Here is a 19,974-nt window from a genome sequence, read left to right as displayed (position 1 = left end):
CTGAGGAGAATCGTGGCCGAGACCACCGTTGAGCAGCCGGTCGAAGAGACCGAGACCGAGCTCGTCGACATTGACAGCTACACCACCGAGTCCGAGGTCCCCGTCGAGGGCGAGTACACCTCGGAGTCCCTCGCCGGCCGCTTCGGCGACCCGCAGCCGGCCGCCGGCCTGGGCCGTCGCAAGAACGCCATCGCCCGCGTCCGGATCGTCCCGGGCTCCGGCAAGTGGAAGATCAACGGGCGTACGCTCGAGGACTACTTCCCGAACAAGGTGCACCAGCAGGAGGTCAACGAGCCTTTCAAGGTTCTTGAGCTCGAAGGTCGCTACGACGTCATCGCCCGCATCGCCGGTGGCGGCGTCTCCGGTCAGGCCGGTGCGCTCCGTCTCGGTGTCGCCCGCGCGCTGAACGAGGCCGACGTCGACAACAACCGTGGCGCCCTCAAGAAGGCCGGCTTCCTCCGCCGCGACGACCGTGCGGTCGAGCGCAAGAAGGCCGGTCTGAAGAAGGCCCGCAAGGCTCCGCAGTACAGCAAGCGCTAAATCGCGCTCGCGCGGTATCGCGCGTTCGCATGCGTTGCGCATTGCGCGTATCGCCCCGGTGGCACGTACCCCGTGCCGCCGGGGCGGTTTGCGTAGCAGCGTCGATCGTTTATCGCAGGCTTATGCACAGAGTGTCCGTACAACCCCGAAAGGGGGAGGACAGTCTCAGGGGATGAACTTGGTCCGGGGAATGCCGGGACACTCGGGGACACCCGGTGCGGGACCGCCCGGTAGGGGACCATCAGGTACGAGCCGCACATTCTCAGCAATTCGGAGGACACCACAGTGGGACGACTCTTCGGCACGGACGGCGTGCGCGGTGTCGCCAACGCGGATCTGACGGCCGAGCTCGCGCTCGGACTCTCCGTCGCGGCGGCACACGTACTCGCCGAGGTGGGAACGTTCGAGGGCCACAAGCCGGTGGCGGTGGTCGGACGGGATCCGCGAGCGTCCGGGGAGTTCCTGGAGGCGGCCGTCGTGGCCGGCCTCGCCAGCGCGGGCGTCGACGTGCTGCGCGTCGGTGTGCTGCCCACCCCCGCGGTGGCGTTCCTCACCGGCGAGCTGGGCGCCGACCTCGGCGTGATGCTCTCCGCCAGCCACAACGCCATGCCCGACAACGGCATCAAGTTCTTCGCCCGCGGCGGCCACAAGCTCGCCGACGACCTGGAGGACCGGATCGAGGGCGTGTACGAGGAGCACCGCACCGGGGCTCCCTGGGACCGGCCCACCGGGGCGGGCGTCGGGCGGATCAGCTCGTACGACGACGGCTTCGGGCGGTATGTCGAGCATCTGCTCTCCGTCCTCCCCAACCGGCTCGACGGGATCAAGGTCGTCCTCGACGAGGCGCACGGTGCCGCCGCCGGGGTCTCGCCGGAGGTGTTCACGCGCGCCGGCGCCGAGATCGTCACGATCGGGGCCGAGCCGGACGGGCTCAACATCAACGACGGGTGCGGGTCGACGCACCTCGGGAAGCTGCGGGCCGCCGTCGTCGAGCACGGGGCGCACCTCGGTATCGCGCACGACGGGGACGCGGACCGGTGCCTCGCCGTGGACCACGAGGGCAACGAGGTCGACGGGGACCAGATCCTCGCGGTGCTCGCGCTGGACATGCGGGAGAGGGGGGTGCTTCGGTCGGAGACCGTGGTCGCCACCGTGATGTCCAACCTCGGCTTCAAGCTGGCGTTGGAGCGGGAGGGGCTCAAGCTGGTTCAGACCGCGGTCGGGGACCGGTATGTGCTGGAGGAGATGAAGGAGCACGGGTACGCCCTCGGCGGCGAGCAGTCCGGGCATGTGATCATCTCCGACCACGCGACGACCGGGGACGGGACACTGACCGGGCTGCTGCTGGCCGCTCGGGTCGCGCAGACCGGTCGTACGCTCAAGGATCTCGCCGGGGTGATGGAGCGACTGCCGCAGGTGCTCATCAATGTGCCGGATGTGGATCGGGCGCGAGTGGGGACGTCCGCGGAGCTGGCGGCGGCTGTGGCCGAGGCCGAGGGGGAACTGGGGTCTACGGGGCGGGTGTTGTTGCGGCCGTCCGGGACCGAGCCACTTGTTCGGGTGATGGTGGAGGCTGCGGACATCGAGCAGGCGCGTTCGGTTGCGGGTCGGCTTGCTGACGTTGTGAAGTCTGCGCTCGGGTAGTTCTGGCGTTCCGGGTTCGGGGCGGGGAGCTGTGCTTTGCGGGCTGCGGGTGATTCGTGGCTTGTCGCGCCCGCGCGGCGGAGCCGCATATTGACACAGCCCCGCGCCCCTAACGGGGCCTGGACCACAGCCACTTCTGGAGCAGCAGGGTGAGGGTGCCTGCCAGGACGATGCCCAGGAGGTTCAGCAGGAGTTGGTTGGTGGAGCCGACCGTTTGGGCCGTGTCGCCGTAGCTCAGGGCCACTGCCGCGTTCGCGGCCGCCGGGACCGTGGTGACCGAGATGGCCACGCCCACCAGGGCGCCCGACTTCGCCGAGGTGAGGGAGAGGGTGCCGGCGATTCCGGCGAGGACGGCCACGACGAAGGAGAAGGCGTCGGGGGCGTAGACGAAGGCCGTGTTGGGGCGCTCGGCGTCCAGCTGTTCGCGGCTGAACAGGTCGAGCGCGTCCATGAAGAGGCTGAAGCCGACCGTCGCCGCCATGGCCACCGCGAAGCCCACGAGGAGCGCGATCAGGGAGCGCAGGGCGAGGCGAGGGTGGCGTTGGACGATGGATGTGCTGATGCCGGCCAGGGGGCCGAACTCGGGGCCGACCGCCATCGCGCCGACGATCAGGATCGCGTTGTCGAGGACCACACCGCAGGCCGCGATCATCGTGGCGAGGGTGAGGAAGGCGACGTAGGTGACGGAGAGCGTCGACTCCTCGTGGGTCGCGTCCGTCAGGTGCTCCCACAGGACCGCGTCCGCACCCTCGCCCGGCGCGTCCTTCTCCGCCTTGTCGGCGCGCTCGGAGAGCGACAGGTCGATGTTCTCGACGGCGATGGAGCCGGTCCTGTCCAGGTGCAACGCCCGCAGCGCGCCGATCAGTTCGTCGCCCGCCTCGCGCGCCACGTCGCACATCACGACGTCTCCGGCGGGGTTGCGGGCGGCGCCCGGCATGACGACCAGATGGGTGGTGCCGACCGTCTCTTCGACCAGGCGCACCACCTCGTCGGTCTTGTCGGCCGGAGTGATCAGGCGGAGATGCAGCATGCCGCCCTTTCTAACAGGCCGTGGTTACAGCTGGGGGAGTCTGCGGTTCACAGTTTGCGCAGGCTGAGGCGGCGAACCTTGTGGTCGGGGCCCTTGCGGATGATGAGGGTGGCGCGGCCTCGGGTGGGGGCGATGTTCTCGACGAGGTTGGGCTTGTTGATGGTGCGCCAGAGGGTGCGGGCGTAGTCGAGGGCGTCGTCCTCGGAGACCTGGGTGTACTTGCGGAAGTACGAGTCGGGCTTCTGGAAGGCGGTCTGACGGAGCTTCTTGAAGCGGTTGAGGTACCAGCGTTCGATGTCGTCGGCGCCGGCGTCGACGTACACGCTGAAGTCGAAGTAGTCGGCGAGACCGACGCGGGTGCGGCCGTCGCTGCCGGGGAGGGCGGGCTGGAGGACGTTGAGGCCCTCGACGATGAGGATGTCGGGGCGGCGGACCGTGAGCCGCTGCTCGGGCACGATGTCGTAGATGAGATGGGAGTAGACGGGGGCCGTCACCTCGTCCTTGCCGGCCTTGATGTCGGCGACGAAACGGGTCAGGGCCCGGCGGTCGTACGACTCGGGGAAGCCCTTGCGGGAGACCAGGCCGCGGTCCTGGAGGTCCTTCATGGGGAGCAGGAAGCCGTCGGTGGTGACCAGTTCCACGCGCGGGTGTTCGGGCCAGCGGGCGAGGAGGGCCTGGAGGAGACGGGCGACGGTGGACTTGCCGACGGCCACGGAGCCGGCGACGCCTATGACGAACGGGGTGCCGGACTGGGAGCCCTGCTCGCCCAGGAAGGTGTTCAGGGCGCCGCGCAGGCCGTCGGTGGCGCCCACGTAGAGGTTGAGGAGCCGGGACAGCGGCAGATAGATGTCCCGTACCTCGTCGAGGTCGATGACATCGCCCAGACCGCGTAGTTTCTCGACCTCCTCGGCGTTCAGCGGGAGCGGCGTCTTTTCGCGCAGCGCGCTCCACTCGGCACGGGTGAGGTCGACGTAGGGAGTCGCCTCCGGCCTGGGCCGGTGGGCGCTCCGCGGCAACGAGGAGACCGGTGAGATCACAGTCCATTGTTAACGGAGTTTGAACGGGTGGCGGGGTGGGGTCCGTCACGCCGGGGGGCACAGTAGCGGATTTGCCCTTCGCTGTGCGTGAACTGTGACGAAGGTATGGACCTTGAGTGGGGGGAGGACTAGCGTCCGGGCGGTCGGGAGGGAGCCGCCTCCCGGTCGACCAGGGGGAATTGGGGGATTGGGATGGCTTTCGGCGTGCGTCTGCGGTTACGGGACGCTGTTCGACGTGGGTCTACGCGCGGTGAAGCGGAGCTCGCGGGGCGGGTGTGCAGTGAGCTTTCGGCGGATCTACCGGATGAGGATCTGGGCGAGCATCTCCACGACGCGATTGACATGTACCGGATGGGGAGTAAGCCCCGGTGCGAGGAGGTCGAGTATCTGGGGATGGTGCGGGAGGCGATCGACCGGATCGAGGAGGGGGACTGAGGGCGCAGAGCGGGGAGGGGAGTTGAGGGGGCGGTGCGGGGAGACGGCTGAGCCGGTGGGCTGAGGGGCGTCCCCGGCGGGGCGGGCGTCAGGCTGTGATGTCCCGCCAGGCCGCCGGGATCGCCTTCGCCACGTCGTGTGCGCCCGTCGGGGCGCCGTTGGCGGCGTAGCGGCCTGCCAGGCCGTGGACGTACGCCGCCACGCTCGCCGCGTCCAGGGGGGAGAGCCCGGCCGCCAGGAGCGAGCCCGCCAGGCCCGAGAGGACGTCGCCGCTGCCCGCGGTGGCGAGCCAAGGGGTGCCGGTGGCGTTGACGCGGACCGGGGTGTCGGGGTCCGGGGCGGCGATCAGGGTGGTGGCGCCCTTGAGGAGGACGGTCGCGTCGTAGGCGCGGGCCAGGTCGTGGGCGGCGGTGAGGCGGGAGGCCTCGACCTCCTCGCGGGAGATGCCGAGGAGGGCTGCGGCTTCTCCGGCGTGCGGGGTCATCAGGGTCGGGGCCGGGCGGGTGCGTACTGTTTCGCGGTCGGCGAGGCGGAGGCCGTCGGCGTCGAGCAGGACGGGGACATCGGTGGAGAGGGCCTCGGCGACGGGGGCCGGGTCGTCGCCGGCCCCGGGGCCGGCCACCCAGGCCTGGACCCTGCCCGCCTTCTTCGGGCCCGTGTTCGAGACCAGGGTCTCCGGGAAGCGGGCGAGAACCGCGTCGGTGGCCGCGCCGACGTAGCGGACCGCGCCCGCTCCGCCGCGCAGGGCGCCCGCGACCGCGAGGACCGCCGCGCCCGGGTAGCGGGTCGAGCCCGCCGCGATCCCTACGACTCCTCGGCGGTACTTGTCGCTCTCCTGGGACGGGTGGGGGAGGAGAGCGGCCACGTCGGCGTGCTGGAGGGACTCCAGGGCGGGGGTGGCCGGGAGGGTGCTCGCCAGGCCGATGTCGATCAGGCGGACCGAGCCGGCGTACTCGCGCGCCGGGTCGATGAGGAGGCCCGGCTTGTGGGTGCCGAAGGTGACGGTGAGGTCGGCGCGGACGGCGGCGCCGTGCACTTCGCCGGTGTCCGGTTCGATGCCGCTCGGGAGGTCCACGGCGATGACCGTGGCGGGGGAGGCGGCGACGAGGGCGGCGAGGCGGGCGGCTTCGGGGCGGAGGCCGCCCTTGCCGCCGATGCCGACGATGCCGTCGAGGATGAGGTCGGCGTGGTGGATGAGGTCGGCGGCGGTCTGGGGGGTGGCTGTGGTGCCGCCTGCTCGGAGGAGGGACTTGAGGGCTTCCGGGTGGGTGCGGTCGGGGGTGAGGAGGACGGCTGTCACTCCCGCGCCTCGTTTGGCCAGGCGGGAGCCGGCGTAGAGGGTGTCGCCGCCGTTGTCTCCGCTGCCGGTGAGCAGGACGACGCGGCTGCCGTAGACACGGCGGGGGAGGGCGTCGGCGCAGGCCGCGGCGAGGCCTGCGGCCGCGCGTTGCATCAGGGCGCCGTCGGGGAGTTGGGCCATCAGCGTGCGTTCGGCTGTGCGGACGGTTTCTACGCGGTGGGCTGAGCGCATGGGGATGAGTCTGCCTTGCGGAGGGGGGTGGGTGCAGCTGGGCCTGGGTGTCGGGGCACCCTCCGCTGCCGCCGGGCGGGGGGCGGTTTCGCTCGCCGGTGCTCACCGGCGCTCACCGGCGCTCACCGGCGCTCGCCGGGTGCCGCTGCGCCCACCCGTGCCGCCACAGCGGCACGATTGCCCGCAGCCGGGCAGCCGGGCAGCCGGGCAGCCGGGCGGCCGGGCAGTCGGGCAGTCGGGCGGCTGGGCAGTCGGGCAGTCGGGCGGCTGGGCAGTCGGGCAGTCGTGCCGCTGGGCAGCTGGGCAGCCGGGGTAGCTGGGTGAGCTGGGGTGAGCTGGGTGAGCTGGGGTGGCTTTGGGCGGCGCCTCTCACCCTTCGGCGATCACCACCGCCGATGCCACCCCCGCGTCGTGGCTCAAAGAGATGTGCCAGGACTTGACGCCCAGTTCGGACGCGCGGGACGCGACCGTGCCGGTTACTCGGAGGCGGGGTTGGCCGGAGGGTTCGACGTAGACCTCGGCGTCGGTCCAGCGGAGGCCACTGGGGGCGCCGAGGGCCTTCGCGAGGGCCTCCTTCGCGGCGAAGCGGGCCGCGAGGGAGGCGATGCCCCGGCGTTCGCCGCTGGGGAGCAGGAGTTCGCTGGGGAGGAAGAGGCGTTCGGCCATGCTGGGGGTGCGTTCCAGGGAGGCGCGGAAACGGTCGATCTCGGCGACGTCGATGCCGACTCCGATGATGGGCATGATCCGCACCCTACGGTGACCTCGACGAGCGGAGTCCCACTCCGGCCCTCCAACTCACCACTCACCACCCACCAACCCACCAACCCACCAACTCACTCCACCGTCACCGACTTCGCCAGGTTGCGTGGCTGGTCCACCTCGTTCCCCCTCGCCGTGGCCAGTTCGCAGGCGAAGACCTGGAGGGGGACCGTGGCGACCAAGGGCTGGAGCAGGGTCGGGGTTGCCGGGATACGGATCAGGTGGTCGGCGTACGGGACGACCGCCTCGTCGCCCTCCTCGGCGATGACGATCGTGCGGGCGCCCCGCGCGCGGATCTCCTGGATGTTGGAGACGATCTTGTCGTGGAGGAGCGAGCGGCCCGCGGGGGACGGGACCACGACGACCACCGGGAGGTCCTCCTCGATCAGGGCGATCGGACCGTGCTTCAGCTCGCCCGCCGCGAAGCCCTCCGCGTGCATGTAGGCCAACTCCTTGAGCTTCAGGGCGCCTTCCAGGGCGACCGGGTAGCCCACGTGGCGGCCCAGGAACAGCACCGTGTTCTTGTCGGCGAGGGTGCGCGCCAACTCCCGTACCGGCTCCATCGTTTCGAGGACCCGCTCCACCTCGCGGGAGATGCGGGAGAGGTCGCGGATCACCGCCCGGATCTCGTCGCCCCACTTGGTGCCGCGTACCTGGCCGAGATAGAGGGCGACGAGGTAGCAGGCCACCAGCTGCGTCAGGAACGCCTTCGTCGAGGCGACCGCGACCTCCGGGCCCGCGTGGGTGTAGAGGACCGCGTCGGACTCGCGGGGGATCGTCGAGCCGTTGGTGTTGCAGATGGCGAGGACGCGGGCGCCCTGTTCGCGCGCGTGGCGCAGGGCCATCAGGGTGTCCATGGTCTCGCCGGACTGGGAGATGGCGATGACCAGGGTGTGCGGGCCGAGGATCGGGTCCCGGTAGCGGAACTCGCTCGCCAGCTCCACCTCGCAGGGGATACGGGTCCAGTGCTCGATGGCGTACTTGGCGATCATGCCCGCGTGGAACGCCGTACCGCACGCGACGATGACCACCTTGTCCAGCTCGCGCAGCTCCGGGTCGGGGATCCGGACCTCGTCCAGGGACAGTGAGCCCGCCGCGTCGATACGGCCGAGGAGCGTGTCCGCGACCGCCTTGGGCTGCTCGGCGATCTCCTTGAGCATGAAGTAGTCGTAGCCTCCCTTCTCCGCCGCCGACGCGTCCCAGTCGACGTGGTAGGAGCGGACCTCGGCGGGACGGCCGTCGAACGTCGTCGCCGTCACGCCGTCGCGGCGCAGCTCGACCACCTGGTCCTGGCCCAGCTCGATCGCCGACCGCGTGTGCGCGATGAACGCGGCGACGTCCGAGGCGAGGAAGGCCTCGCCCTCGCCGACACCGACCACCAGAGGCGAGTTCCGGCGCGCGCCCACGACCACGTCCGGCGCGTCCGCGTGCACCGCGACCAGCGTGAACGCCCCCTCCAGCCGGCGGCACACCAGCCGCATCGCCTCCGCGAGGTCGTCGCACGACGAGAACTCCTCGGCGAGCAGATGGGCGACGACCTCGGTGTCCGTCTCGGAGGTCAGGTCGTGGCCCCGCTCGGCCAGTTCGGCGCGCAGCGCTGCGAAGTTCTCGATGATGCCGTTGTGGACGACGGCGACCCGGCCCGCGTTGTCGAGGTGCGGGTGGGCGTTGGCGTCCGTGGGGCCACCGTGGGTGGCCCAGCGGGTGTGACCGATGCCCGTCGAACCGGCCGGCAGCGGGCGGCCGACCAGTTCCTTCTCCAGATTGACCAGCTTCCCGGCCTTCTTCGCGGCGGCCAGGCCCCCGTCGGCCAATACCGCCACGCCCGCGGAGTCGTACCCCCGGTACTCCAGCCGCTTCAGCCCGGCGAGGACCACGTCGAGCGCTGACTGCGAGCCGACGTATCCCACGATTCCGCACATATCAACCCCTGTGTCGTACCGTTCGCGACCTGTCGTGTGCCGTATGTGACTGTACGTGACGCCGGTGGCGTCCGGTGAGCCCTCATATCGGGTGACTTCCCGCGCGGATATCGGGTGACCGTACGCGCGGCGCCCTCACACGTGTGCGTGCGGCACGTATCGCTGATCACATGACGAGCAGACAAATGACGACCAGGCAACCGACCATCAGGCAACTGACGAGCAGACAAATGACGTTCCGGGCTGTCTCCGTGACCCTCGCCCTCGTGGCCGTCCTCCCCGTCCTCCCCGCCGACGCCGCCGTGGCCGACCCCGCGCCGCCCGCTCCCCGCCCCGGCGCCGAGCAGCTCGTCCCCGGCGTGCCGCCCGGCCCTCATCAGCCCTGGCAGATCGACACGCCCGACCAGGTGCTGCCACCGCGGGTGTACGTGCCCGGTGGGGAGGAGGAGGCGGCGGAGCCGAGAGACGCGGCGGCCGGGACGTACGACCTCGTCGAGTACGTGCCGCTGAGCGAGGCCGAGGCGTTCGCCGGGGCCAAGGTCACCTGCACGAAGCTGACGGGGCCGTACCAGCGGCAGGTCGAGCGGTATCTGAAGCGGAAGGTGGACGGGAAGCAGTCGCGGGCCGACTGCCTCGCCGTCCGGGCGTTCCAGATCAAGCAGCGCATCAAGCCGGCGATCGGCTTCGCGGGGCCGGTGACCTGGGCGCGGATGCAGTTGCTGTCCGCCCGGAAGAACCCCAACGCGGCCGGGAAGTGTCCGGTGCGGACGTACCGGGTGGCGTGTGTGGACCTGTCGCGGCAGCTGACGTGGGTGCAGAAGGGGAAGAAGGTGGTGTTCGGGCCGGTGCCGATGCGGAGTGGGCGGAAGCAGTATCCGACGCGTGCGGGGTGGCACAAGGTGTACTGGAAGCACAAGAACCACTGGTCGACGCTGTACAACACGCCTATGCCGTACAGCCAGTTCTTCAGTGGGGGGCAGGCGTTTCATGCGGTTTATGGGTCCATCTACACGGAGATCGGGTCCATGGGGTGTGTGAATCTGCGGTTGGCGGATGCGCGGGCGTTGTGGGGGGTTTTGAAGGAGAAGGATCGGGTTTTTGTCTGGGGAAAGCGGCCTGGGAAGTGAGGCGGGTTCGGGGTGGGCGGTTCTGTCGGATGCGGGGTGCTCGTCCGTCGTGGCTTGTCGCGCGGTTCCCCGCGCCCCTGAAGGGGCGCGGCCCCTTCTGCGCCGGGCTGCGCCCGTTCGAAGGGGCTTTCGTGGGCTCTGAGACACTGGGGCTGACATGAGTGAGACAGCACCTCTGCGGAGCGCGCCCCTGCGGGCCCGTGCCGAGATCGATCTGGATGCCCTGCGGGCCAATGTGCGGACGTTGCGCGCGTTGGCGCCGGGGGCCGAGCTGATGGCCGTGGTCAAGTCGGACGCGTACGGCCATGGGGCGGTGCGGTGTGCCCGGGCGGCGGTCGATGCGGGGGCGACCTGGCTGGGGACGGCCACGCCGGAGGAGGCGTTGGCGCTGCGGGCGGCTGGGCTGTCCGGGCGGCTCATGTGCTGGCTGTGGGCGCCGGGCGGGCCCTGGCGCGAGGCGGTCGAGGCCGACCTGGACGTCGCGGTCAGCGGGATGTGGGCGCTGCGGGAGGTCACCGACGCCGCCCGCCACGTCGGCGCACGCGCGCGCGTGCAGCTCAAGGCCGACACCGGGCTCGGGCGGAACGGCTGCCAGCCCGACGACTGGCCGGAGCTCGTCGCCGAGGCGCTGCGCGCGGAGGCCGAGGGGCTCGTGACGGTCACCGGACTCTGGTCGCACTTCGCCTGCGCCGACGAGCCGGGGCACCCCTCCATCGAGGCCCAGCTGACCCGCTTCCGCGAGATGGTCACGTACGCCGAGGGCCAGGGCGTCCGCCCGGAGGTGCGGCACATCGCCAACTCGCCGGCCACGCTCACCCGCCCGGACGCGCACTTCGATCTCGTACGGACGGGAATCGCGGTCTACGGCATCTCGCCCAGCCCGGAGCTGGGCAGCTCGGCCGACCTCGGGCTGCGGCCGGTGATGCGGCTCAGCGCCTCTCTCGCGCTGGTCAAGCACGTCTCCGGGGGCCACGGTGTCAGCTACGGCCATCACTACGTCACGCCGGGCGCCACGACCCTCGGCCTGGTGCCCGTCGGCTACGCGGACGGCATCCCCCGGCACGCCTCCGGCACCGGGCCCGTGCTGGTCGGCGGCAAGTGGCGGACGGTCGCGGGCCGGGTCGCCATGGACCAGTTCGTCGTCGACCTCGGCGGGGACGAACCCGCCGCCGGGGACGAGGTCGTGCTGTTCGGGGCCGGTGACGGGGGCGAGCCGACCGCCGAGGACTGGGCGAAGGCGGCCGGAACCATCGCGTACGAGATCGTGACGCGCATTGGAACCCGCGTTCCGCGCGTCTACGTCAATACGGGTGAGTGAGCGGGCGCGTGCGGCCGCGAGTGCGGCCCATGAGTATGTGATCACGGGTGTGCGACAACGGGCGTGTGATCACGGGCGTGTGATCACGGGTGTGTGATCCGGGGCACGTGCGCGTGAGGGCATGAGCGGTCGGTGCCTGAACACGAGTAAGTGAAAGACGAACGAGACTGGTAACTCCGTACTGATGTGCGGAGCGGTAGTGGTAGCAGGATCGGCAGCGGGACCGGACGTCGGCGAAGAGGAGCGGGACGTGAGCGAGAGCAGCGCGGAGGCCGTGGAGGCCGTCGCGAGCGCGGCCGCCGCCACGGCCGCGTCCGGCGACGGGGTCTGGCGCAGAGCCGGTGTCGCGGGGGCGGCGATAGGCGTGGTCGCCGCGGGTGCGGCGGCCGGCGTCGCCATAGAGCGGCTCACCGTGGGGCGCGGCATGCGCAGGAAGGCCCGCCTCGCGCTCGACTCCAGTGCCCCGTACGGGGCGCTGCGCGGCACTCCCGGCAAGGCGTACGCCGACGACGGCACCGAGCTGTACTACGAGGTCGACGACGTCGAGCCCGAGGCCGGCCTCTCGCCCCGCAGACGCCGGCTCTTCGGCCGCAAGGCCCCGGCCCCGGTCACCGTCGTCTTCAGCCACGGCTACTGCCTCAACCAGGACTCCTGGCACTTTCAGCGGGCCGCGCTGCGCGGTGTCGTACGGACCGTGCACTGGGACCAGCGCAGCCACGGCCGCTCCGGCCGGGGCGTGGCCCAGGTGCAGGACGGGCTGCCGGTCACCATCGACCAGCTCGGGCGCGATCTCAAGGCAGTCATCGACGCGGCGGTGCCCGAGGGGCCCATCGTGCTCGTCGGGCACTCCATGGGCGGCATGACCATGATGGCGCTGGCCGCGCACTACCCGGAGCTGATCCGCGAGCGGGTCGTCGCCGTCGCGCTGGTCGGTACGTCGTCGGGGCGGCTCGGTGAGGTCAACTTCGGGCTGCCGGTCGCCGGCGTCAACGTGGTGCGGCGGGTGCTGCCGGGTGTGCTGAAGGCGCTGGGGCAGCAGGCCGCGCTGGTGGAGCGGGGGCGGCGGGCGACCGCCGATCTGTTCGCGGGGATCATCAAGCGGTACTCGTTCGCGTCGCGGGACGTCGATCCGGCGGTCGAGCGGTTCGCCGAGCGGATGATCGAGGGCACGCCCATCGATGTCGTCGCCGAGTTCTACCCGGCGTTCACCGAGCACGACAAGACCGAGGCGTTGACGGAGTTCGCCGAGCTGCCGGTGCTCGTGCTGGCCGGGGTCAAGGACCTCGTCACGCCGAGCGAGCACAGCGAGGCCATCGCCGATCTGCTGCCGGACGCGGAGCTGGTGCTCGTGCCGGACGCGGGGCATCTGGTGATACTGGAGCACCCAGAGGTGGTGACCGACCGGCTCGCCGACCTTCTCACCCGCGCGGGGGCCGTTCCGGCGGGGGCTACCGTAAGTGGCTATGGAAGCGCCAGCAGCACCGCACGTCCCGGGTGAGTCCGGGGCCTCTTCGTCTTTTTCGTCGTCTTCTGAGATCACCGTAAATTCTCCCGACCAGATGCTGGAGCTGGGCCGTCGCCTGGCCAAGCTCCTGCGCGCGGGTGATCTCGTGATGCTCAACGGGGAGTTGGGCGCCGGAAAGACGACCCTGACCCGGGGGCTCGGGGAGGGGCTGGGGGTGCGGGGTGCGGTCACCTCGCCGACCTTCGTCATCGCCCGGGTGCATCCGTCGCTGGTTCAGGGGCCGCCGCTCGTGCATGTCGACGCGTATCGCCTGGGCGGCGGGCTGGACGAGATGGAGGACCTCGATCTCGATGTCTCGCTGCCGGATTCGGTGATCGTGGTGGAGTGGGGCGAGGGGAAGGTCGAGGAGCTGACGGACGACCGGCTGAACGTCGTCATCCACCGGGCGGTCGGCGACACGACCGACGAGGTACGGCATGTGACCGTCACCGGGCTGGGGGAGCGGTGGGGCTCCGTCGAGCTGGGTGTGCTGTCCGCGTAACTGGTGCGCTGTCCGCGTAACGCCGGGTGTTTGCCCGAGTAACGCCGGGTGGTTGTTCCGACAAGGCGTCGGCAAGATGTTGCGTTGGTCGTCCTCGGCGTGGTCACATGGTAACCAGTCCTTGGGTTAGGTCTACCTAACTTGGTTCGCCGTGGCACCAGGAGGCGTCCATGCCGGCATCAGAGCGACAGCCCTCCGGGGCAGGCGGTATGTCGATGCGGGACCTGTTGGCTGCGTGTGCGGCGGCGAAGGTGATTTCCACGCCGCCGGCTCCGCCGGTGAAAGCGGAGGAGCGGCGGCCTTCGGAGCGGCGACACCCCCGGGCCGCGTAGCCGTCTGACGCCCTGAGAGGGGTGTTGGGCGTCGTGTCGCGGCTGCGGGTACGTGGGGGCTGGTCGCGCAGTTCCCCGCGCCCGTGCGATTCGCGCCCCCGTGCTGACGAGGCACCCCTTACTCGACCACTACCACCTTCGTGCCGATGCCCGCGAACTCCCACATCGCCTTGCCGTCCTCGCGGGCCTCGCGGATGCCGCCCGTCTTGGTGGTGGGGTCGGGCTCGGGGGTGGAGCCGTCGACCGCCGCGCTGAAGCCGATGGAGACGCCGTCGACCGTTGCGAAGCGGACGACGTTCTCGATGGGGGCGCCGTCGGAGCCGGTGACGGCGGCGGAGCGGGACGTGACCGTGTAGGCGGCGGGGGTGGGGTCGACCGTGCTGGGGGTGACCTCGAAGGTTCGGGTCACCTTCTCGTTCGCGCCGACCAGCCAGACGCGGTCCCCGTCGAGGGAGTAGACGACGCGTTCGCCGCTGCCCGAGTTGTCGGGGAGTACCTCGTCGGTGTCCTTCTCCTGCTCGGCGGGCGCCTTGGATTTCGGGAGCGCCGAGGACTTGGAGGGGGACGGTTTCCCGAGGTCGTCGGGCACGTGCGCCGACGCCTGATAGGTGAGGAAACCGACTGCGGCGATGGCCGCCGCGGTGAGCCCGGCCACGAATACCGAGCTGCTACTGGCCACCTTCTGAGCCCACCTCTCGTACCCACGTACGCCCTTGAAGCACGTCTGTGCTGTGACGGTAGCAGCAGAGGGAGCGTGCACCGGGTCGGCCGTGGCGCGGGCCGAAGCGCCGTAGGCTGTTTGCGTGCTCTTGCTCGCTCTGGATACCGCCACCCCCGCCGTCACCGTCGCGCTGCACGACGGGACGGACGTCGTCGCCGCGTCGAGCCAGGTGGATGCGCGTCGCCACGGGGAACTCCTGCTGCCCGCCGTCGACCGGGTCCTCGCCGAGGCGGGCACCCGCCTCGGCGCCGTCACCGGCATCGTCGTGGGCATCGGCCCCGGCCCGTACACCGGGCTGCGCGTCGGCCTCATGACCGCCGACACCTTCGGCCTCGCCCTCGGGGTCCCCGTCCACGGCCTGTGCACCCTCGACGGGCTCGCGTACGCGGCCGGGATCGAGGGACCGGTCGAGGGTCCGTTCGTGGTGGCCACCGACGCCCGGCGCAAGGAGGTGTACTGGGCGAGATACGAGGACGCGCGGACGCGGGTGACGGAGCCGGCCGTCGACCGGCCCGCCGAGATCGCGGAGCTTGTGGCCGGGCTGCCCGCCGTGGGGGCCGGGGCGGTCCTCTACCCCGACACCTTCCCGGACGCCCGCGCGCCCGAGCACGTCTCCGCGGCCGCCCTCGCGGCGCTGGCGGCCGAACGGCTCGCGGCGGGCGAGGAACTGGAGGCGCCCCGGCCGCTGTATCTGCGCCGGCCCGACGCCCAGGTGCCCAAGAACTACAAGGTGGTCACCCCCAAGTGACGATCCCGGTGCTGCGCGAGATGCGCTGGTGGGACATCGAGCCCGTCCTGGAGCTGGAAAAGGACCTCTTCCCCGAGGACGCCTGGTCCCGGGGCATGTTCTGGTCGGACCTCGCCCACGCGCGTGGACCCCAGGCGACCCGGCGGTACTACGTGGCCGAGGACGCGGACGGCGACGGTGACGGTGACGGCGACGGCGACGGGCGGATCGTCGGCTACGGGGGCCTGGCCTCCGCCGGGGACGTCGCCGACGTACAGACCATCGCCGTCGCCCGTGAACACTGGGGCACCGGCCTCGGCGCGCTGATCCTCACCGAGCTGCTGCGGGCCGCCACCGCCTTCGAGTGCGCCCAGGTGATGCTCGAATGCCGGGTCGACAACGTCCGCGCCCAGAAGCTCTACGAACGCTTCGGCTTCGAGGCGATCGGCTTCCGCCGCGGCTACTACCAGCCGGGGAACGTGGACGCGCTGGTCATGCGCCTCAACGACCCCTCCACATCCGTATCCGTACAAGGAACCGAGATCAATGGCTAGGTCCATGGCTGACGAACCCCTGGTCCTGGGGATCGAGACCTCCTGCGACGAGACCGGCGTCGGCGTCGTGCGCGGTACGACGCTGCTGGCCGACGCGATCGCGTCGAGCGTCGACGAGCACGCCCGCTTCGGTGGCGTGGTGCCCGAGGTCGCCTCCCGCGCGCACCTGGAGGCGATGGTCCCGACGATCGACCGCGCGCTGAAGGAGGCGGGGGTGAGCGCGAAGGACCTCGACGGCATCGCGGTCACCGCCGGGCCGGGGCTCGCGGGTGCGCTGCTCGTGGGCGTCTCGGCGGCGAAGGCGTACGCGTACGCGCTGGGCAAGCCGCTCTACGGCGTCAACCACCTCGCCTCCCACATCTGCGTCGACCAACTGGAGCACGGGGCGCTGCCCGAGCCGACGATGGCGCTGCTGGTGAGCGGGGGGCACTCGTCTCTGCTCCTGTCCACGGACATCACGTCGGATGTGCGGCCCATGGGCGCGACGATCGACGACGCGGCGGGGGAGGCGTTCGACAAGATCGCGCGCGTGCTGAACCTGGGGTTCCCGGGCGGTCCCGTCATCGACCGGTACGCGAAGGAGGGCGACCCGAACGCGATCACCTTCCCGCGCGGGCTCACCGGGCCCCGCGACCCCGTCTACGACTTCTCCTTCTCCGGTCTGAAGACCGCCGTGGCCCGCTGGATCGAGGCGAAGCGGGCGGCCGGGGAGGACGTTCCGGTGCGGGACGTCGCCGCGTCCTTCCAGGAGGCCGTGGTGGACGTGCTGACGCGCAAGGCCGTACGGGCCTGCCGCGATCAGGGGGTGGATCATCTGATGATCGGCGGCGGTGTCGCCGCCAACTCCCGGCTGCGGGTGCTCGCCAAGGAGCGGTGCGAGGCGGCCGGCATCCGACTCCGGGTGCCCCGGCCGAAGTTGTGCACGGACAACGGGGCGATGGTGGCCGCGCTGGGCGCCGAGATGGTGGCGCGAGGGCGGGCCGCTTCGGACTGGGACCTGTCTGCGGACTCCTCACTGCCGGTGACGGACCCGCATGTGCCGGGGCGCGCCGCCGGGCACGGGCATGACCACGTGCACGAGGTCAGCAAAGAGAACCTGTACTCGTGACGGTCGCGTTGATGTGGGAGGCGCGGGCGGTCACCGGGCGGGGGGAGGACCTTCTCGCCTGGGCTCGGGCCCAGGTTCAGGCCCAGGACCGGGCGTTTTCCGTACGGCCGCTACGGCGGGAGATCCTTCGGGCGCCGCAGGATCGAGTGCTGGTCATTACGTGGTGGGACGCGGCGTACGATGCCGAGTTGCCCGAACTGCCGGATCCGGACGGGGAGTTGCTCAATCGGGCGGTGCACCGGTGGAGGTTCGAGTCGGTGGGGCAGGGGGCGTGAGGCCGCGTCGGTGCTGACGTTCGCCGATGCGGTCCAGGGCAAGGAAGAGGAACGGCGCGCAGACCAGTGGGACGCCCAGGAGCAGCAGGTACGTGTCCGTCGGCCGGTCGGTGAGGAGCAGCCAGAAGTCGACGACGAACATGGCGCCCATGACCACCGCGCTTGCCATGGCCGCCCGCTGCCACGCCTTGCGCCGTCGCGTCCCGCGCGCGATGCGTTCCTCCACGTCCGGTCGCGTATCCAGCGAGGTGAGCCCGAGTTGTAGGGCGGTGGCGCACAGGTCGGCGATCTCGGCGATCGGGTCGGTCAGTTGGTACTCGTCCACGTGGGGGAGGCGGACCCGGCTTCCGTCGGTGGCGTAGAGGTATCCCGACCAGCGGGGGGTGCCCCACTTGATGTCCTCGACCCGGATGCCATAGATCTCGGACCAGGCCCAGCCGCGGGTGCGTATCGCTCCGCGTACGGTGACCCCGTCGGCTGTGACGGACGTACGCGCCCGGAACTGCTCCAGCACCACTCGGGTGGCGATGGTCAGCCAGGCCGCGACGGCCAGCGCGTCCCCGGCAGACGGGCCGAGCGTTGCCATCGCGTTCACCGCCATGGCGGTGATCAGTACCGCCGCGGCCAGCATGACGAGAGATGCGGGTGCCATTCCTCGCCGTCTTCGGTACTCCCGCTCGATTCCGTTGCTCATCGGGTTGTTGTAGCCCGCCTCTGTGAACGTGGGGTAAGAGGAGGGGTGCGGCGTGTACGGAGGGGGGAGTGCGCGGCTGTTCGGTGGACGGTACGGTGATCGGGCGGTCACTCCAAGGACACCACCCGCCCCCACCTCGGCCTCGGCCCCTCCGCCTGGGCCGCGTTCGTCTCGTACGCGGCGGCCCAGGCGGACTGAACCGGCGGCCCTCAGCTCTCCACGGCCAGGACCTCCGTCCCGCAGTGCAAGCGGCGGTCCGGGCCGACCTCGCGTACCGGCCCCGTCAGCGTCAACCGCGCCCGGTGGCGTACGTCGGTGCTCGACGCGCTCAGCCGTAGTTCCAGGGCGCCCGGTTCGACCACGCGCCGTCCCGAGCGATCCGTGAACGACGACACGTCAGGGTGGAAGCGGAACGTCACGCGGGAGGCGTCCCCGGGTTCCAACTCCAGCCGCTGGTAGGCGATGAGGCGTACGTCCGGGCGGGTCACCGAGGCCACCGGGTCGTGCAGGTACAGCTGGACGACCTCCGCCCCCGCCCGCTCCCCCGTGTTGCGGACGGTCACCGACACGTCCCCGCTCTCGTCCTCGAAGTCCGTCCACTCGAACGTCGTGTACGAGCCGCCGTGCCCGAAGGGATACAGCGGGGTCGGGTCGATGTTGCTCGCGGCGCCCAGGAGACCCAGCGGCGGCTGGAGGTACGTCCACGGCTGGCCACCGGGGCGGTGCGGGACGCTCACCGGGAGGCGGCCGGACGGGCAGACGCGGCCCGACAGCACTCCCGCCACCGCCGGGCCGCCCTCCTCCCCGGGGAAGAACGACTGGACCACGCCCGCCAGTTGCCCGTTCCAGCGGCCCAGCGCGTACGGGCGCCCGGTGAGCAGCAGCGCCACCACCGGCGTACCCGTGGCGATCAACGCGTCCAGCAGCTCCGCCTGCACCCCCGGGAGGCGGAGGTCCTCGGCATCGCAGCCCTCGCCGGACGTACCCCGGCCGAAGAGGCCCGCCCGGTCGCCCAGTACCGCCACGCAGACGTCGGCCTCGGACGCCCGCGCGACCGCCTCCGGGAACCCACCCGTGTCCTCGCCGTCGACATCGCTCCCCGCCGCGTAGGTGATCTTCGCGTCGGGGAGTTCCGTGCGCAGGGACTGGAGGACCGTCGGGATGTCGATGCCCAGGGGGGTGCCGGGGTGGGCCGGGAGGACGTGGGAGGGGAAGGAGTAGCAGCCGAGCATGGCGAGGGGGTCGTCGGCGCGGGGGCCCACCACCGCGACACGGATGTCGGGGGCGAGGGGGAGTGCACCGTCCGGGTTGTCCAGCAGGACCACCGACTCCTCGGCCAGGCGGCGGGCCAGGGTGCGGTTCGCCGTCGAGTCCAGGGAGATGCTGTCGACGGCCGGCTCCGGGGACCAGCCCTCGTCCAGCATGCCCAGCTCGCACTTCTGGAGCAGGACCCGGCGGGCGGCACGGTCCACCAGGGACTCCGGGATCCCGCCCGCGCGGACCGCCTCCACCAGCGGCTCGCCGTAGCAGCGCAGGGTCGGCAGTTCCACGTCGAGGCCCGCCGCCAGGGCCGCGTGCGCGGCCTCCGCGCGGCTTCCCGCCACGCGGTGATTCGTCTCCAGGAAGCCGACACCGAAGTAGTCGGAGACGACCGTGCCGGTGAAGCCCCAGTCCTCGCGCAGGAGTTCGGTGAGCAACCCCGGATCTGCCGAGACCGGGACTCCGTCCGTCTCCGTGTACGCCGCCATCACCGAACGCGCGCCGCCCTCGCGCAACGCCATCTCGAACGGGGGGAGTGTCACGTCCGCGAACTCCCGTACACCCGCCCGTACGGGCGCGTGGTTGCGGGCGCCGACGGACGCGGCGTATCCGGCGAAGTGCTTCAGCGTGGCCACGATGCCGGCCGACTCCAGGCCCCGTACGTACGCCGTGCCGACCGTGCCCACGAGGTAAGGGTCCTCGCCGATCGTCTCCTCGACCCGGCCCCAGCGCGGGTCGCGGACGACGTCCAGGACGGGGGACAGTCCCTGGTGGATGCCTACGGAGGCCAGGTCGTGGCCGATGCGCCGGGCCATCTCCTCCACAAGCGGCGGGTCGAAGGTCGCGCCCCAGGCCAGGGGGACCGGGTAGGCGGTCGCGCGCCAGGCGGTGAAACCGGCGAGGCACTCCTCGTGGGCGACGGCGGGGATGCCGAAACGGTTCGCGGTCATGATG

The 19,974-nt window shown here is 71.2% G+C and carries 19 protein-coding genes; 11 read left to right on the top strand and 8 right to left on the bottom strand.

The features are described 5' to 3' along the window. Positions 1–12: 12 nt before the first annotated feature. Both rpsI and glmM read left to right on the top strand, forming a co-directional pair. The gene (gene rpsI / locus ACFU53_RS06020; RefSeq protein WP_266434993.1) at positions 13–540 is read left to right on the top strand and encodes a 30S ribosomal protein S9; all 528 of its coding nucleotides are present in this window, start codon (positions 13–15) and stop codon (positions 538–540) included. Between the two features lie 285 nt (positions 541–825). Then, the gene (gene glmM, locus ACFU53_RS06015) at positions 826–2,184 is read left to right on the top strand and encodes a phosphoglucosamine mutase (RefSeq protein WP_383986492.1); all 1,359 of its coding nucleotides are present in this window, start codon (positions 826–828) and stop codon (positions 2,182–2,184) included. A gap of 109 nt (positions 2,185–2,293) precedes the next feature. Here glmM and ACFU53_RS06010 read toward each other — a convergent pair whose 3' ends face one another. Beyond that, complete coding sequence (locus tag ACFU53_RS06010) at positions 2,294–3,214, bottom strand: DUF389 domain-containing protein (RefSeq protein WP_383986490.1); 921 nt, start codon at positions 3,212–3,214, stop codon at positions 2,294–2,296. A 47-nt stretch (positions 3,215–3,261) separates the two neighbouring features. Continuing rightward, positions 3,262–4,251 carry a type I pantothenate kinase gene (gene coaA / locus ACFU53_RS06005; protein ID WP_383986488.1) on the bottom strand — a complete coding sequence of 330 codons (990 nt, stop codon included), beginning with the start codon at positions 4,249–4,251 and terminating at the stop codon, positions 3,262–3,264. 273 nt (positions 4,252–4,524) lie between these two features. On the opposite strand from coaA, the gene ACFU53_RS06000 reads away from it, so the two are divergent. Further along, a complete protein-coding gene (locus ACFU53_RS06000; RefSeq protein WP_351402952.1) occupies positions 4,525–4,686 on the top strand; it encodes a hypothetical protein in 162 nt (53 codons plus the stop codon). Between the two features lie 88 nt (positions 4,687–4,774). Here the strand turns inward: ACFU53_RS06000 and ACFU53_RS05995 are convergent, their stop codons facing one another. The 3 genes from ACFU53_RS05995 to glmS form a co-directional block, all read right to left on the bottom strand. Further along, positions 4,775–6,217, bottom strand: a complete 1,443-nt coding sequence (locus ACFU53_RS05995; protein ID WP_383986485.1) for an NAD(P)H-hydrate dehydratase — start codon at positions 6,215–6,217, stop codon at positions 4,775–4,777. 369 nt (positions 6,218–6,586) lie between these two features. After that, positions 6,587–6,958: a holo-ACP synthase gene (locus tag ACFU53_RS05990; RefSeq protein WP_383986483.1), complete on the bottom strand. Its 372-nt coding sequence runs from the start codon at positions 6,956–6,958 to the stop codon at positions 6,587–6,589. A 92-nt stretch (positions 6,959–7,050) separates the two neighbouring features. Next, positions 7,051–8,898 (bottom strand): glutamine--fructose-6-phosphate transaminase (isomerizing), encoded by a 1,848-nt coding sequence (glmS, locus tag ACFU53_RS05985; RefSeq protein ID WP_383986482.1) that lies wholly within the window; start codon positions 8,896–8,898, stop codon positions 7,051–7,053. 230 nt (positions 8,899–9,128) lie between these two features. Here glmS and ACFU53_RS05980 point away from each other — a divergent pair, with 230 nt between their 5' ends. The 4 genes from ACFU53_RS05980 (at position 9,129) to tsaE (ending at position 13,349) form a co-directional block, all read left to right on the top strand. Further along, on the top strand, positions 9,129–10,025 hold the full coding sequence (locus ACFU53_RS05980; protein ID WP_383986480.1) for a L,D-transpeptidase family protein: 897 nt from the start codon (positions 9,129–9,131) through the stop codon (positions 10,023–10,025). Positions 10,026–10,182: 157 nt separating this feature from the next. Beyond that, on the top strand, positions 10,183–11,343 hold the full coding sequence (gene alr, locus ACFU53_RS05975; RefSeq protein WP_383986478.1) for an alanine racemase: 1,161 nt from the start codon (positions 10,183–10,185) through the stop codon (positions 11,341–11,343). Positions 11,344–11,593: 250 nt separating this feature from the next. Beyond that, complete coding sequence (locus ACFU53_RS05970) at positions 11,594–12,841, top strand: alpha/beta fold hydrolase (protein ID WP_383986476.1); 1,248 nt, start codon at positions 11,594–11,596, stop codon at positions 12,839–12,841. After that, the gene (gene tsaE, locus ACFU53_RS05965) at positions 12,807–13,349 is read left to right on the top strand and encodes a tRNA (adenosine(37)-N6)-threonylcarbamoyltransferase complex ATPase subunit type 1 TsaE (protein WP_383986474.1); all 543 of its coding nucleotides are present in this window, start codon (positions 12,807–12,809) and stop codon (positions 13,347–13,349) included. The genes ACFU53_RS05970 and tsaE overlap by 35 nt, the downstream gene beginning before the upstream one ends. 450 nt (positions 13,350–13,799) lie before the next feature. Here the strand turns inward: tsaE and ACFU53_RS05960 are convergent, their stop codons facing one another. Beyond that, positions 13,800–14,360, bottom strand: a complete 561-nt coding sequence (locus tag ACFU53_RS05960; protein WP_383986472.1) for a hypothetical protein — start codon at positions 14,358–14,360, stop codon at positions 13,800–13,802. A gap of 124 nt (positions 14,361–14,484) precedes the next feature. Here ACFU53_RS05960 and tsaB point away from each other — a divergent pair, with 124 nt between their 5' ends. From tsaB to ACFU53_RS05940, 4 genes are read left to right on the top strand one after another with little or no spacing between them, the layout of a single operon-like run. Then, positions 14,485–15,150, top strand: coding sequence for a tRNA (adenosine(37)-N6)-threonylcarbamoyltransferase complex dimerization subunit type 1 TsaB (gene tsaB, locus ACFU53_RS05955; protein ID WP_383986470.1), 666 nt, complete (start codon positions 14,485–14,487; stop codon positions 15,148–15,150). Further along, entirely contained in the window at positions 15,147–15,683 is a 537-nt protein-coding gene (gene rimI, locus ACFU53_RS05950; protein WP_383986468.1) for a ribosomal protein S18-alanine N-acetyltransferase, read from the top strand. The genes tsaB and rimI overlap by 4 nt, the downstream gene beginning before the upstream one ends. Positions 15,684–15,687: 4 nt before the next feature. Then, a complete protein-coding gene (gene tsaD, locus ACFU53_RS05945) occupies positions 15,688–16,791 on the top strand; it encodes a tRNA (adenosine(37)-N6)-threonylcarbamoyltransferase complex transferase subunit TsaD (RefSeq protein ID WP_383986466.1) in 1,104 nt (367 codons plus the stop codon). After that, positions 16,788–17,066 carry a hypothetical protein gene (locus ACFU53_RS05940; protein ID WP_383986464.1) on the top strand — a complete coding sequence of 93 codons (279 nt, stop codon included), beginning with the start codon at positions 16,788–16,790 and terminating at the stop codon, positions 17,064–17,066. The genes tsaD and ACFU53_RS05940 overlap by 4 nt, the downstream gene beginning before the upstream one ends. Here the strand turns inward: ACFU53_RS05940 and ACFU53_RS05935 are convergent. Continuing rightward, positions 17,014–17,760, bottom strand: a complete 747-nt coding sequence (locus tag ACFU53_RS05935; RefSeq protein ID WP_383986462.1) for a PH domain-containing protein — start codon at positions 17,758–17,760, stop codon at positions 17,014–17,016. The two genes, ACFU53_RS05940 and ACFU53_RS05935, sit on opposite strands and share 53 nt — an antisense overlap. Positions 17,761–17,969: 209 nt before the next feature. Further along, the coding region (locus tag ACFU53_RS05930; protein WP_383986460.1) for a glycoside hydrolase family 3 N-terminal domain-containing protein at positions 17,970–19,974 on the bottom strand (2,005 nt) is incomplete at its 5' end.

It is taken from the genome of Streptomyces sp. NPDC057474, from assembly GCF_042802555.1.
Lineage (GTDB): Bacteria > Actinomycetota > Actinomycetes > Streptomycetales > Streptomycetaceae > Streptomyces.
This window is presented reverse-complemented; position numbering and strand designations above follow the sequence as displayed.